The sequence below is a fragment of the Loktanella atrilutea genome (assembly GCF_900128995.1).
Classification (GTDB): Bacteria; Pseudomonadota; Alphaproteobacteria; order Rhodobacterales; family Rhodobacteraceae; genus Loktanella; species Loktanella atrilutea.
Genome location: NZ_FQUE01000001.1, coordinates 741,704 through 754,855, shown reverse-complemented (window position 1 = coordinate 754,855; position 13,152 = coordinate 741,704). Strand labels below are relative to the sequence as shown.

At 67.5% G+C, this 13,152-nt stretch carries 17 protein-coding genes and 1 tRNA gene; 9 read left to right on the top strand and 9 right to left on the bottom strand.

Features of this window, described 5'->3' with window-relative positions:
- Positions 1–189 precede the first annotated feature (189 nt).
- Together BUA54_RS03655 and BUA54_RS03650 are read right to left on the bottom strand one after the other, a co-directional pair.
- Positions 190–265: transfer RNA gene (locus tag BUA54_RS03655), tRNA-Ile, on the bottom strand.
- 38 nt (positions 266–303) lie between these two features.
- Complete coding sequence (locus tag BUA54_RS03650; RefSeq protein WP_072855813.1) at positions 304–552, bottom strand: hypothetical protein; 249 nt, start codon at positions 550–552, stop codon at positions 304–306.
- Positions 553–713: 161 nt separating this feature from the next.
- Here BUA54_RS03650 and purM point away from each other — a divergent pair, with 161 nt between their 5' ends.
- From purM to rnd, 3 genes are all read left to right on the top strand, one after another.
- Positions 714–1,754 carry a phosphoribosylformylglycinamidine cyclo-ligase gene (gene purM / locus BUA54_RS03645; protein ID WP_072855812.1) on the top strand — a complete coding sequence of 347 codons (1,041 nt, stop codon included), beginning with the start codon at positions 714–716 and terminating at the stop codon, positions 1,752–1,754.
- A complete protein-coding gene (gene purN, locus BUA54_RS03640) occupies positions 1,751–2,344 on the top strand; it encodes a phosphoribosylglycinamide formyltransferase (RefSeq protein WP_072855811.1) in 594 nt (197 codons plus the stop codon). Before purM ends, purN begins: the two co-directional genes overlap by 4 nt.
- An 80-nt stretch (positions 2,345–2,424) precedes the next feature.
- Positions 2,425–3,582 (top strand): ribonuclease D, encoded by a 1,158-nt coding sequence (gene rnd / locus BUA54_RS03635; RefSeq protein WP_072855810.1) that lies wholly within the window; start codon positions 2,425–2,427, stop codon positions 3,580–3,582.
- Here rnd and BUA54_RS03630 read toward each other — a convergent pair.
- Entirely contained in the window at positions 3,579–4,058 is a 480-nt protein-coding gene (locus tag BUA54_RS03630; protein WP_072855809.1) for a hypothetical protein, read from the bottom strand. The two genes, rnd and BUA54_RS03630, sit on opposite strands and share 4 nt — an antisense overlap.
- A gap of 122 nt (positions 4,059–4,180) precedes the next feature.
- Here BUA54_RS03630 and BUA54_RS03625 point away from each other — a divergent pair, with 122 nt between their 5' ends.
- Positions 4,181–4,588: a SufE family protein gene (locus tag BUA54_RS03625; protein WP_072855808.1), complete on the top strand. Its 408-nt coding sequence runs from the start codon at positions 4,181–4,183 to the stop codon at positions 4,586–4,588.
- 88 nt (positions 4,589–4,676) lie between these two features.
- Here the strand turns inward: BUA54_RS03625 and BUA54_RS03620 are convergent, their stop codons facing one another.
- The 3 genes from BUA54_RS03620 to BUA54_RS03615 form a co-directional block, all read right to left on the bottom strand.
- Positions 4,677–5,198 carry a DUF1638 domain-containing protein gene (locus tag BUA54_RS03620; RefSeq protein WP_342742677.1) on the bottom strand — a complete coding sequence of 174 codons (522 nt, stop codon included), beginning with the start codon at positions 5,196–5,198 and terminating at the stop codon, positions 4,677–4,679.
- A 104-nt stretch (positions 5,199–5,302) separates the two neighbouring features.
- Positions 5,303–5,458, bottom strand: a complete 156-nt coding sequence (locus tag BUA54_RS21535; RefSeq protein ID WP_245810582.1) for a hypothetical protein — start codon at positions 5,456–5,458, stop codon at positions 5,303–5,305.
- Positions 5,459–5,544: 86 nt separating this feature from the next.
- Positions 5,545–6,246: a corrinoid protein gene (locus BUA54_RS03615; RefSeq protein WP_072855807.1), complete on the bottom strand. Its 702-nt coding sequence runs from the start codon at positions 6,244–6,246 to the stop codon at positions 5,545–5,547.
- Between the two features lie 145 nt (positions 6,247–6,391).
- On the opposite strand from BUA54_RS03615, the gene BUA54_RS03610 reads away from it, so the two are divergent.
- Positions 6,392–7,471: a PA0069 family radical SAM protein gene (locus BUA54_RS03610; protein ID WP_072855806.1), complete on the top strand. Its 1,080-nt coding sequence runs from the start codon at positions 6,392–6,394 to the stop codon at positions 7,469–7,471.
- 112 nt (positions 7,472–7,583) lie between these two features.
- Here BUA54_RS03610 and bmt read toward each other — a convergent pair whose 3' ends face one another.
- The 3 genes from bmt to BUA54_RS03595 form a co-directional block, all read right to left on the bottom strand.
- The gene (gene bmt, locus BUA54_RS03605; RefSeq protein WP_245810575.1) at positions 7,584–8,555 is read right to left on the bottom strand and encodes a betaine--homocysteine S-methyltransferase; all 972 of its coding nucleotides are present in this window, start codon (positions 8,553–8,555) and stop codon (positions 7,584–7,586) included.
- Entirely contained in the window at positions 8,464–10,401 is a 1,938-nt protein-coding gene (locus BUA54_RS21530) for a phosphatidylglycerol lysyltransferase domain-containing protein (RefSeq protein WP_072855804.1), read from the bottom strand. Before BUA54_RS21530 ends, bmt begins: the two co-directional genes overlap by 92 nt.
- Before the next feature lie 97 nt (positions 10,402–10,498).
- A complete protein-coding gene (locus tag BUA54_RS03595; RefSeq protein ID WP_072855803.1) occupies positions 10,499–10,813 on the bottom strand; it encodes a DUF1476 domain-containing protein in 315 nt (104 codons plus the stop codon).
- Between the two features lie 136 nt (positions 10,814–10,949).
- On the opposite strand from BUA54_RS03595, the gene purC reads away from it, so the two are divergent.
- From purC to purQ, 4 genes are read left to right on the top strand one after another with little or no spacing between them, the layout of a single operon-like run.
- Positions 10,950–11,711 carry a phosphoribosylaminoimidazolesuccinocarboxamide synthase gene (gene purC, locus BUA54_RS03590; protein WP_072855802.1) on the top strand — a complete coding sequence of 254 codons (762 nt, stop codon included), beginning with the start codon at positions 10,950–10,952 and terminating at the stop codon, positions 11,709–11,711.
- A gap of 13 nt (positions 11,712–11,724) precedes the next feature.
- Positions 11,725–11,955, top strand: coding sequence for a phosphoribosylformylglycinamidine synthase subunit PurS (purS, locus tag BUA54_RS03585; RefSeq protein ID WP_072855801.1), 231 nt, complete (start codon positions 11,725–11,727; stop codon positions 11,953–11,955).
- Positions 11,955–12,485, top strand: a complete 531-nt coding sequence (locus BUA54_RS03580; RefSeq protein WP_072855800.1) for a 5' nucleotidase, NT5C type — start codon at positions 11,955–11,957, stop codon at positions 12,483–12,485. Before purS ends, BUA54_RS03580 begins: the two co-directional genes overlap by 1 nt.
- Positions 12,482–13,147, top strand: a complete 666-nt coding sequence (gene purQ, locus BUA54_RS03575) for a phosphoribosylformylglycinamidine synthase subunit PurQ (protein ID WP_072855799.1) — start codon at positions 12,482–12,484, stop codon at positions 13,145–13,147. The genes BUA54_RS03580 and purQ overlap by 4 nt, the downstream gene beginning before the upstream one ends.
- Positions 13,148–13,152 lie beyond the last annotated feature (5 nt).

Sequence of the window (13,152 nt, the reverse complement as noted above, 5' to 3'; positions counted from 1 at the left end):
GGTATTTTTGACGAGAAGAAGGGGGACGCCGTGGCGGACCCGGTCTGTCGGGGGAGGTGGTGACGGCGAGGGGCCCCGGCGTCAATCGCGCCGGGATGGACCGCGGTGCGCGGGATGGCTGGTTTTCAGGACGTTGCGAGACCTGACTGTGACTGCACATCAGGGTCGCCGGTTGTCTTGTGGGGAGGTTGGTAGGCCCGGCAGGATTTGAACCCGCAACCAAGGCGTTATGAGCGCCCTGCTCTAACCGTTGAGCTACAGGCCCCCCGTGTCAGGCATAACGTCCGCATCGGCGGGGTCAAGTCAGTTGGTGATCGGGGCCGATCCGAGGACCTGCGACAGCAGCGCGATCATCTCGCGTTCGCGGTCGGAAATGACGGCAGGATCGTCGTCGAGGTTGGCCATGGCGACGATGTCGTCATAGGTCGGCGGGCCAGGGGTGAAGGTCGCGTCGACCGGCACCTCGACCCAGAGGTCGTCCATCGGCATCGGGGCCATGGACACGACCTCTGCCGTGGCGGGGGTGGCAAGCAGGGCGATCAGGGGAAACATGCGGTGTATCATCATGCGAGCCTAACCCGCCTTTGCCGGAAAGGTTTCATCACATTCAGCGGTTTTTCGCGCAGGCCGTTGACGTGTTGCGCCGTTGCACCAAGCGCGGACCTGAGGTATCGCGCAGGCACCGGAACGGGGCCTGATACGGGGATCGCCACATGACACAGAACGGACTGACCTACGCCGCCGCGGGCGTCGACATCGACGCGGGCAATGCGCTGGTCGAGCGGATCAAGCCCGCCGCGAAACGCACGCAGCGGTCCGGCACGATGGCCGGTCTGGGCGGATTCGGCGCGCTTTTCGACCTGAAGGCCGCGGGGTATGACGACCCGATCCTTGTGGCGGCGACGGATGGCGTGGGGACCAAGCTGCGGATCGCGATCGACACCGGCAATGTGGATACCATCGGCATCGATCTTGTCGCCATGTGCGTCAACGATCTGGTCTGCCAGGGGGCAGAGCCGCTGTTCTTCCTCGACTATTTCGCGACAGGCAAGCTGGAGCTGGAGGCCGCGACGCGGATCATCGAGGGCATCGCCGCGGGCTGCGCAGCCTCGGGGTGCGCGCTGATCGGCGGCGAGACGGCGGAGATGCCCGGGATGTATCATGGCGGCGATTTCGACCTTGCGGGCTTTGCCGTGGGCGCGATGGAACGCGGGGCGGACCTGCCCGCAGGGGTCGCGGCGGGCGATGTGTTGTTGGGGCTCGCCAGCAATGGCGTGCATTCCAACGGTTATTCGCTGGTGCGGCGCGTGGTCGAAGCCTCTGGCCTTGCGTGGCACGACGCGGCGCCCTTCGCTGACGGACCGCTGGGGGCCGCCCTGCTGACGCCGACGCGGCTTTACGTGAAACCGGCGCTGGCGGCGGTGCGGGCGGGCGGCGTGCATGCGCTGGCCCATATCACCGGCGGCGGCCTGACCGAGAACCTGCCGCGCGTATTGCCAGACGATCTGGGCTGCGAGATCGAGCTGTCCTCTTGGGCGCTGCCGCCGGTCTTTGGCTGGCTGCGGGATGCGGGCGGCATGGCAGAGGCCGAGATGCTGAAGACGTTCAACGCGGGGATCGGCATGGTGCTGGTCGTGGCCGCGGACCGGGCCGATGCACTGGCGGACCTGCTGGTGGCCGAGGGCGAGACGGTGCATCGCATCGGCCGCGTGGCGACGGGTGCGGGCGTGCGCTATACCGGCGCGCTTGCGTGACACGCGTCGGCATCCTGATTTCCGGCGGCGGGTCCAACATGGTGGCGCTGGCCCGGGACATGACCGGCGATCATCCGGGGCGGGCGCGGCTGGTGATCGCCAATGATCCCGGTGCCGGCGGCCTGTTGAAGGCCAATGCCCTGCGAATCCCGACCGCCGTGGTCGATCACCGCGATTTCCCCAAGGATCGCGTGGGGTTCGAGGCGGCGCTGCAGGCGGCACTTGAAGAGGCGCGGATCGAGGTCGTGGCGCTGGCGGGATTCATGCGGATCCTGACGCCTGCGTTTACTGCGAAATGGGCCGGGCGGATGCTGAATATCCATCCGTCCCTGCTGCCGAAATACAAGGGGCTGCACACTCATGCGCGGGTGCTGGAGGCGGGCGACGCGCGGCATGGCTGCACGGTACACGAGGTGACCGCCGATCTCGACGACGGGCCGATCCTGGGGCAGGCGCGGATGGACGTGCGCCCTGGCGATACGCCGCAGACGCTGGCCGAACGGCTGCTGCCGCTGGAACACCGGTTGTATCCGCTGGTGCTGCGCCGGTATCTGGCCGGTGACCGCACGCCGGTGATGCTGGACGGCTGATACGCCAGGGTTTCCAAGGCCCGCGCGATCGCTTATCACGGTGCTGTCCGCGCCATAGCGGCCCAGAATACAAGGCTTTCATGCAGACCATTACCACGACCGAGGCGCTGGCCACCTTCTGCGCCGCCGCCGCCAAGCGCCCTTATGTCACCGTCGATACGGAATTCCTGCGCGAACGGACCTACTATGCAAAGCTCTGCCTCGTGCAGCTGGCGTGGCAGGACGAGACCGGCCACGACGAGGTGCTGGTCGATCCGCTGGCCGAGGGGCTGTCGCTGGAACCGCTTTACGATCTGTTCCGGGACGAGGGCGTGGTGAAGGTGTTCCACGCGGCGCGGCAGGATCTGGAGATCTTCTGGGTCGAGGCGAAGCTGATCCCCAGCCCGCTGTTCGACACGCAGGTCGCGGCCATGGTCTGCGGCTTCGGCGATCAGGCGGGCTATGAGACGCTGGTGCGCAAGATCTGCAAGGACGGCGTCGACAAGTCGAGCCGCTTTACCGACTGGTCGCGCCGGCCGCTGACCGATGCGCAGAAGACCTATGCCATCGGCGACGTGACCTATCTGCGCGACATCTACGAATACCTGAACGACCGGCTGCGCAGCACCGGGCGGCAGAAGTGGGTGAACGAGGAGATGGCGGTGCTGAACGATCCTGCCACCTATGAAACCGATCCCGATACGGCGTGGGAGCGGGTGAAGACGCGCACGAACTCCGGCCGGTTCCTGAGCATCGTGCGCGAGCTGGCGCGGTTCCGCGAGAGCTATGCCCAGACCAAGGACGTGCCGCGTAGCCGGGTGTTCAAAGACGATGCGCTGGTCGAGATCGCCAGCGCCAAGCCGGGGAACGAGGGCGATCTGGGCCGTCTGCGCCTGCTGCTGCGCGAGGCGCGGCGGGGCGAGATCGCCGACGGCATCCTGAAGGCGGTCAAGGACGGTCTGGCGATGCCCAACGACAAGCTGCCGAAGCCGGACCTGAGCCGCGAGAAGCTGCAGGTGAACCCGGCGATCGCGGACATGCTGCGCGTGCTGCTGAAAGCCAAGTCGGACGCCGAGGACGTGGCGCAGAAGCTGATCGCGTCGTCTGCCGATCTGGACCTGCTGGCGGCGGGACAGCGCGACATCCCGGCGCTGAAGGGCTGGCGCAACGAGGTCTTCGGCCGCGACGCGCTGCTGCTGACGCAGGGCAAGGTCGCGCTGGCGGTCGATGGCCAGCGCGTGGTGACGGTGCCGCGCTAGCGGGCGACGCTGCGGCCCGTCTGCGCGGCCATGACGACGATCCGCGTGGCCCCGGCAAGGGTCACGCTGTCGATCTTGGCGGCGACGGTGATGTCCTGCGGGGTCGGGGCGACGGGCATCGTGGCGGGGGCCCGGACCCGGAATTCATAGACCAGCGTGCCATCCGCAGCGGCGACGGGCACGAGGCCCGCGTCATAGAATCCCTGGCCCGCGGCGCGACCCGTGGCGCGTAGCACGGCACCGCCGGGGACGTTTTCCAGCTCGACCGTGTCGACCGTCGCGATCAGGCCGCGCGTATCCTCTGCCCGTTCCAGATCCCGCGCGGTGACGAGCGGCTGGACGTTGCCGTTGGCATCCCGCGGCACGGCGCCGGACCCGCGGAAAAGGTTCATCGGGTTGAGCGGCGATTCCGCGATGCGGGCACAGCCCGAGGTGGCGAGCGTGGCGATCAGAATCAGGCTGAGGACGGGACGCATGGCGGGCCTTTCGCAGTGTGATCCATGACCTAGCCGAATTGCCGTGCTGAGGAAAGTGCCTGCGGCTGGACCTTTGCCCCCCTGTTGCCTAGATCAACCTTGACCAGACAGGAGACCGCAGCATGGCCACGCCCGCATTCGAGGAGATCGTGGAGACCTTTGAATTCCTCGACGACTGGGAGGACCGCTATCGCCATGTCATCGATATGGGCAAGGCGATGCCCGCGCTGGACGAGGCGCTGAAGGTGCCTGCCACCAAGGTCGACGGCTGTGCCAGCCAGGTCTGGCTGGTGCCGCTGCCGGAGGAGGGGGTCTTTCACTTTCGCGGCGACAGCGACGCGATGATCGTGCGCGGTCTGGTGGCGATCCTGGGCGCGCTTTACGACGGCGTGCCGCTGGCCGAGGTCGACCGCATCGACGCGGCTGCAGAACTGGGGCGGCTGGGGCTGACGGATCACCTGTCGGCGCAGCGGTCGAACGGGTTGCGCGCCATGGTGGAGCGGATTCGCGCGGTGGCGGCTGGGCGCTAGCCGATTTTTCTAGAAAAATCGGAGACCGGGGGCGCTGCCCCCCGCCGTGCCGGCGTCCGCCGAGGTATTCGTGACGAGACGTAAGGGCTCAGGCGGTGGCGAGGGCCTGCGCGAGATCGCCGTAGCCGGTGTGGCGGTGTTCGAAGGCAAGGCCCATGCGGGCGGCGATCTTGTGGGCGGTCTTCGTCAGGACCGGGTCGTCGGTCTGGGCCAGGTAGATCAGCGTGGTGTAGTTGCCGAAATACGTGTCGCGCAGCTGCGGGTGGCGGTCGAGGCCGAGGGGGCGCCAGACGAAGGCATCGAATTGACGGGCGAGGAAATCCGTGAGGTAGAAGGCTGTCGTGTCGCAGGCCTCGGCAAAGGCCGCGTTGCCCGTGAAGAAGCTGTAGCAGTGCGGGCCGGGGATCATCTGGACGCCCAGGGTTTCGCAGGCGGCCTGCAGCTGGCCGCCGGTGCCGCAGTCGGCGTAGACGACGAAGATGCGGTCGTAGGCGCCGCGGCGGGCGGCGACGGCCTCTTCGATCGCCGGCACGATCCGCTCCGGGTGATTGTGCCAGATCGCGGGCAGGCATTGCAGGTCGAGGTGGTCCCAGCCGTTCATCCGCCGCAAGGCGATGATCTCGTGCGCCAGTGCCCCGCAGGCCAGCAGCAGGACGCGGCCGCGCCCGGTGGGGCGCAGTCCGGTTTCGGTCAGCAGGTGGTCCGGTGGCGGTGTCAGCGCGCCCGGCGCAGCAGCACCGACAGCACCAGCAACACGGCGGTCACCGCCGGCAACAGGGCCAGCATCCCCGACATGCTGGCAAGACTCACGGTCAGCGCGGACAGGGCAAGCACCGCGGTCAGCAGCCATAGAAACGATCCGATACGCATGATGTTTCCTCCCCCCTAGAGACGACCTCCAGTAGAGAACTTCTTCACCGTCTGTAAAGTGCGATCTGGCCAAACCTGAAAGCAGGTCAGCCGGCGCTCGCACGATTGTGTTTGCGCGCCATCCATGTTTTTGCCGTCTCGACCGCCACGGCGGCGTCGCGGCAATAGGCGTCGGCGCCGATCGCGCGGCCGAATTCCTCGTTCAGGGGCGCGCCGCCGACAAGGACGATGTAGTCCTCGCGCATGCCCTTCTCGACCAGCGTGTCGATCACGACCTTCATGTAGGGCATGGTCGTGGTCAGCAGCGCCGACATGCCGAGGATGTCGGCCTTTTCCTTTTCCAGCGCCTCGATATAGCCGTCGACAGCGTTGTTGATGCCAAGGTCGATGACCTCGAATCCGGCACCTTCCATCATCATCCCGACGAGGTTCTTGCCGATGTCGTGGATGTCGCCCTTGACCGTGCCGATCACCATCTTGCCGATGGTGGGTGCGCCGGTTTCGGCCAGCAGGGGCTTCAGGATGGCCATGCCGCCCTTCATCGCGTTGGCGGCGAGCAGGACCTCTGGCACGAAGAGGATGCCGTCGCGGAAATCGGCGCCGACGATGGTCATGCCGCCGACCAGCGCTTCGGTCAGGACCTTGTAGGGTTCCCAGCCGCGTTCGATCAGGATGTTGACGCCTTCCTCGATCTCTTCCTTCATGCCGTCGTAGAGGTCGTCGAACATCTGCGCGACGAGGTCTTCGTCGTTGAGGTCGGCGAGGATGATGTCGTCGTCGTCGGACATGGGGCGATCCTTTTGCGCGGCTTTGGCCGGGTTGTAGTTTCGTCATGCGCCTTTGCCCAGACCGGCACGCGATAAATTGCGACATGTCCGCGAATGGGACCGACGCGGCCTTGCCTTTGTTTCCGTTTCGTTCCAGATTGCAGCCATGGATCTGGGACCGCCGCCACGTTATCGCACCCCCGGACGGGCCGCCGGGGGGAATCCGGACGTCCGCTTCGACCGGCTGACGCGGGAAGATGCCGACGATGGCTGGACCCATGACGACGACCTGCCGGTGCTGCGCACCCAGGTGAGCGAGGAGGTGCCGCGACGGGTAATCTCGCGGAACACCTCGCCCGACATCTCTTTCGACCGGTCGATCAATCCCTACCGCGGCTGCGAACACGGCTGCATCTACTGCTTCGCGCGGCCGAGCCATGCCTACCTCGGCCTGTCGCCGGGGCTGGATTTCGAGACGCGGCTGATCGCGCGCCCCGATGCGCCGGCGGTGTTGGAAAAGGAGTTGCGGACGAGGGGCTACGTGCCGCGGACGATCGCGATCGGCACGAACACCGACCCCTATCAGCCGATCGAGAGGGACCGGAAGATCATGCGCGGCATCCTGCAGGTGCTGTCGGATTTCAACCACCCGGTCGCCATCGTGACCAAGGGCGCGCTGATCGCCCGCGACATCGATATCCTTGCCCCGATGGCGGCGAAGGGGCTGGCGCGGGTCGGAATATCGGTGACGACGCTGGACCCTGCGACCAGCCGCGCGATGGAACCGCGCGTGCCGCTGCCCGCCGTGCGCCTGCGGGCGATCCGGGCGCTGACCGACGCGGGGATCGACGTGCGGGTCATGGTCTCTCCCGTCGTGCCCGCGCTGACGGACCATGAGCTGGAGGCGATTCTGGCGGCGGGGGCGGAGGCGGGTGCCGTTGCCGCATCCTCCATCGTGCTGCGCCTGCCGCGCGAGGTCGCGGGGCTGTTCCGCGACTGGGTGGCAGAGGCCTATCCCGACCGCGCCGCCCGGATCATGGGGCGGGTGCGTGAACTGCACGGCGGGATGGACTACGATCCGGCGTTCGGCACGCGGATGACCGGGCAGGGGGAATGGGCGCGGCTGCTGCGGCAGCGGTTCGATCTTGCCGCGCGGCGGCTGGGGCTGGACCGGCGGCTGCCGGCGCTGCGGTGCGATCTGTTCGCGGTGCCGCCAAGGCCCGGTGATCAGCTGTCATTGCTGTAGGGCGGGCCGTGGATGTCGGCCCCGGGGGGCCGAGCCTCCGGCGGGGATATTTTGAAGACAGAGAGGGGCGGAGGTCACGCCTTCCCGGTCGGGGGGGCGTCCTTCGGTGCGGTCAGCCCCGGCGCTTGCCGCGGCGGGCGGCGCGGACCGGGCCGTTACCGTCGGTGCCGTCGGAGTCGGAAGAGAAGCTGCCCAGGGCCGCGGTGATCTGATCCAGCGTCGGGCGGTCGCCTTTGGGCCGGGTTTCCAGCGCCTCGCGCATGGCGGTCAGGTGTTCCGGCGTGGTGCCGCAGCAGCCGCCGATGATCCTTGCGCCGCAGTTGCGGGCGAGTTCGGCGTAGTCGGCCATCAGCTCCGGCGTGCCGTCGTAGTGGATGTGGCCGTCGTGGTATTTCGGGATGCCGGCGTTTCCCTTGGAGATCAGCGGCAGGTCAGGGTTCGCGTCGACCATGCCGAGGATCGTGCGCAGCAGGTCCGACGCACCCGTGCCGCAGTTGGCACCGAACCCCTGCGGCTGGTAGTCGAGCTTGCCCACGGATTTCACCATCTCGCGGCTGGTGACGCCCATCATCGTGCGGCCCGCGGTGTCGAAGCTCATGGTGCCGCACCAGGGCATGTCGGCCAGCTTGAAGGCCTCTGCGGCGGCGGCGTATTCCTCGAAGGCGGAGATCGTTTCCACCCAGAGGACATCGGCGCCGCCGGCCTTCAGGCCTTCGGCCTGTTCGTGGAACATCTCGACCGCCAGCGCGTGTGTCAGGCTGCCCATCGGCACCATGATGTCGCCCGTCGGCCCGACGGACCCCGCGACGATGACCGTGCGGCCGGCCTTGTCGGCGACCTCTCGTCCGATTTCGGCGGCGGCCCTGTTCAGTTCCATCACGCGGTTCTGCGCGTCGTGCAGCTTCAGCCGAGAGGCGTTGCCGCCGAAGCTGTTCGTCAGGAAGAGGTCGGAGCCCGCGTCGACGGCGCCCTGATAGAGCTTTGCGATGCGGTCAGGATGTTCGACGTTCCACATCTCGGGCGCGTCGCCGGAGGAGAGGCCCATGTTGAACAGGTTTGTCCCAGTGGCGCCATCGGCGAGGATCCAGTCGCGCGCGGCGAGAAGTTGGGCGAATGCGTTGGTCATCGGGGGCCTCGAGCGGTGCAGGGAGTCCGGAGCGGACAGTTGTCCCCTCCGTCGCATGAGGCGCGGCAAAAGACAATCGTCCGAGCCGGCAGGACAGGCGCGCATGGGGCCGCTGGACGGCCCAGAGCACCGCAAGGCCGGTCAGCCCGAACCGCAGCGGCCCCGGTGCGGCGAAATAGAGCGGGCGGGACCGCGGGCCGAAGCTGCCCTTGAACTGCGCGAGACCGCCGTGGCGGCGGCCCAGCCAGCCGCAGGGGCCGCGCTGGGTCACGGTGGCGCCAAGATTGACCTCGGTCACGTCGGCGGCCTGAGCGGCGGAGAGGCCCGCGGCGACGGCAGTGTGGATCGCGCCGGAGGGCAGGGTGCCGTCGTAGCGGATCAGGTCGAGCACCCAGTCCTGCGGGCCGGTCTGAAAGCTGACGAAGCCGCGTAGGGTGCCGTCCACATGGATGCCGAAGACAAGCTGATCGCACAGGGCGTGCGGATGGAAGCGGCCCATGGAGAAGCCCCGCTCTCCACCATGGGTGCGGGCCCACGCGGCGGCGATGCGTGCCATGTCGTGCCGGTGGTTGGCGGGGTCGATGATTGCGACGGTGGCCCCCTTTGCCTGCGCCTGCCGCAGCTTGCGCCGCAGGGCGGCGCGGTGGGGCCCGTCAAGTGACCAGACCTGCGGGTCGATGATGCTGTCCATGGCGATGACCATGACGGCCCAGCCGCCCCGCCGCAGGCGCACCGCGGTGCGGGCGCAGCACTTGTAGCGGGCGGTAAGGGTCAGGGCGGCGGGGATCCGGCCCAGGGGTTCGCCGATGACGGTTTTGGCGAAGAGGGCCCGCCCGACGAGGGCGGCGCCCCGTGCGTCCTGCCAGACGGCGCCGCCCTGCTCCGCGAGGCCCCAGATGGCGGGGGCGCGGTCGCGCAGCAGGTGGCGCAGGGCGTCGCGGCCCGGCAGAGCGGTGGCTTGGCGCAAGGACAACAGGCCCGCGACACCCGGCAACAGGCCGTAGATCAGGCGGTAGGCGAGCAGGGCGGGTAACATGTCCGCCACCGGGACAGGCAACAGGGCCAGCACGACCAGATCGAAGGCGCCGAGGCCCATCGGCAGGTGCGTGGCCAGACCCGCGCCAAGGGCGAGCGTGAAGACCGCCGCCACCTCTGCCACCGGCAGGTCGGCGGGGGCCAGCAGGACGAAGACCAGCGCAGCGCAGAGCAGGTCGAGCTGGCACCAGAGGAAAACCGCCGCCGCCAGCCTGCGGTGCCGCCACAGCATCGGGGCGTAGCGCCACAGCGCCAGTGCCGCACCTGTCACGACCAATGGCAGCGCAGACAGCGACAGGGACGGCATTTGCGCCAGTGCGATCCACCAGAGCGCGACCAGCGCCGTCAGGCCCCAGCACAGCATGAAGGAAAGGGAAGCGGCGAGCGACAGGCGGGCGATGTCGGCGGCGCGGGCGGTTTCGCGCAGCAGGTGCCAGCGCATGAGGGCCGCGACGACGCTGGCGGCGCCGAGGCATTGCCCAATGGCGACGGCAAGGCGACCGGTCCGGCGCGCGGCCCAGGGTTGCGTGTTCAGGCGCAGGGCGACGTGCCACGACGCCTCCATCCGGCCCATGGCGAGGAAGCTGAGGCCGGTCAGGGCGACGGCGGCGATCCAGCGCCAGGGCGCGATGGCGGGCAGGCCGGACAGCGCCGTTCGCAACGCATCGGGCGGCAATTGCCCGGCGCCCCAGATCAGCAGGCCGAGACCGACAGCCAGCGGCAGGGCCGTGCGCGCGGCGGCCCGTGGCGAGAGAGATATGCCGTCCATCCGGGGCCTCCTGACTGGGATGTCAGGGGCCTAGCGCAGGCGGTGTGAAAGCGGGGTAAACGCGGACCCGAAAGACCGCGTATCCCCTAAAATGCAATCAGTTTTCGTCGATCAGCTGCGCCTTGGCGGCGACCAGCAGTTCGTCCATCTTGGCGCGCAGGTCGGATTCAGAGACCTTGTCGCCCAGATCGCCGTGGACCTTGCGGAACACGTCCTCGTCGCCGGCCTCCTGAAAGTCGGACTTGATGACCTCCTTGGCATAGGCCTGCGCGTCCTCGCCGGTCTTGCCCAGCAGGTCGGCGGCCCAGAGGCCCAGCAGCCGGTTGCGGCGCGCCTCGGCCTTGAACTGCATCTCGGCGTCGTGGGCGAACTTGTTCTCGAACGCGTTTTCGCGGTCCTTCATCGTCGACATGGGGCATTGGTCCTTTGTCCGGCGTTGCATTGCAGAAGTTATGGGGACCGCACCGCTTGCCCGCAAGGGGGGCTTGGCGTAAGAGGCGGTCAGCGGCGGCCCGCCAACGGGGCCGCCCCCAGACGTGAGGCATCCCATGGCGCGCCGCAAACTGATCTATGAAGGCAAGGCGAAGATCCTGTACGAAGGGCCGGAGCCGGGCACCTATGTCCAGTATTTCAAGGACGATGCCACCGCCGGGAACGGCGCCAAGAAGGACGTGATCGAGGGCAAGGGCGTGCTGAACAACCGCATGTCCGAATTCTTCATGGTCGGTCTGGGCAACATCGGCATCCCCACGCATTTCATCCGCCGGATCAACATGCGCGAACAGCTGATCCGTCAGGTCGAGATCATTCCGCTGGAAGTCATCGTGCGCAACTTTGCCGCAGGATCGATGGCCAAGCGTCTGGGAATGGAAGAAGGCGCCGCCCTGCCGCGTCCGATCGTCGAATTCTCTTACAAGGACGACAAGCTGGGCGACCCGCTGGTGCCCGAGGAATACATCATCGCCTTCGGCTGGGCGAGCCAGCAGGACATGGACGATATCGTCAGCATGGCCTTGCGGGTGAACGATTTCCTGTCGGGCACGATGTACGGCGTCGGCATCAAGCTGATCGACTTCAAGATCGAGATCGGGCGCATCTGGGACAACGAGTTCCCGCGCCTTGTCGTCGCCGACGAGATCAGCCCCGATTGCTGTCGGCTCTGGGACGTGGAGACGGGCCAGAAGCTGGACAAGGACGTGTTCCGGCAGGACCTCGGCAATCTGGCCGATGCCTATACGGAAGTCGCGCGGCGTCTGGGTGTGCTGCCCAGCAATGTCACCCACCGGCCGAAGCCTACGCTGATCAACTAAGGATATCAACACCATGAAAGCCAATATTCATGTGATGCTGAAGGACGGCGTGCTGGACCCGCAGGGCGAGGCGGTGCGTCATGCGCTGGGGGCCATGGGGTTCGACGGCGTCAACGGCGTGCGGCAAGGGAAGGTCATCGCGCTCGACCTCGCCGACGGCACGTCCGAGGACACGATCGCCCGGATGTGCGAGGCGCTGCTGGCCAACACGGTGATCGAATCCTACCGGATCGAAATCCTGTAATGCGGATCGCCATCGACATGGACGAGGTTCTGGCGGATGCCCATGGCGGTCAGCGCCGGTTGTATGCGGCCGAGGGCCACACCTTTACCGACGACGCCCTGCGCGGGCAGGAGCTGAAGGAGGTTGCCCCGCCGGAGGCCGTCACCGCCGTGGAGCGGCATCTGCATCAGGGCACCTTCTTTGCCAACCTCGACCCGATGCCGGGCGCAGCAGATGCGCTGGAACGGCTCTGCGAGGATCACGAGATCTTCGTCGCGACCGCCGCGATGGATTATCCCGCCTCCTGCGCGCACAAGGTCGCGTGGATGATGCGGCATTTCCCGTTCTTCGACCTGAGCCGACTGGTCATGTGCGGTGACAAGAGCATCCTGAAAGCCGACGTGCTGATCGACGATCACACGCGGCACTTCGACGGCTTCGGCGGGAAGGGCCTGCTGTTCGATGCGTTGCACAATGCCAATGTGGACTGGCCGCACCGGCTGACGCACTGGGACCACGCCCACGACACCCTGCGGGAGATGCAGTCATGAAGGCCGCCGTCATCGTCTTTCCGGGGTCGAACTGCGACCGCGACATGGCCGTGGCGCTGCGCGCCGCCGGCGCCGACGTCTCGATGGTCTGGCACAAGGACGCCGAGATCGGCGACGTCGATCTGGTCGCCGTGCCGGGCGGTTTCTCCTTCGGTGACTACCTGCGCTGCGGTGCGATTGCCGCGCAGTCGCCGGTCTGCCGGGCGCTGAAGGACCACGTGGACCGGGGCGGCTATGCCCTTGGCGTCTGCAACGGCTTTCAGGTGCTGACCGAAACCGGCCTGTTGCCCGGCGCGCTGATGCGCAATGCGGGGCTGAAGTTTGTCTGCCGCACGGTGCCGCTGACGGTTGCCACCTCTGACAGCGCGTTCACCCAAGGCTACACCGCGGGCGACACCATCGGCCTGCCGGTGGCGCATCACGACGGCAACTATACCGCAGACGCCGCCACGCTGGACGCGCTGCGCGGCGAGGATCGCGTCGCATTCACCTACGGCGACAATTTCAACGGCAGCCGGAACGAGATCGCCGGCGTGCTGAGCGCGAATCGCCGGGTGCTGGGGATGATGCCCCACCCGGAACGGGCGGTGGACGCCCTGACCGGCAGCACCGCCGGCCTTGCGCTGTTCCGGGGCCTTGTGCAGCAACTCGCCCACGCGTGAGCCAT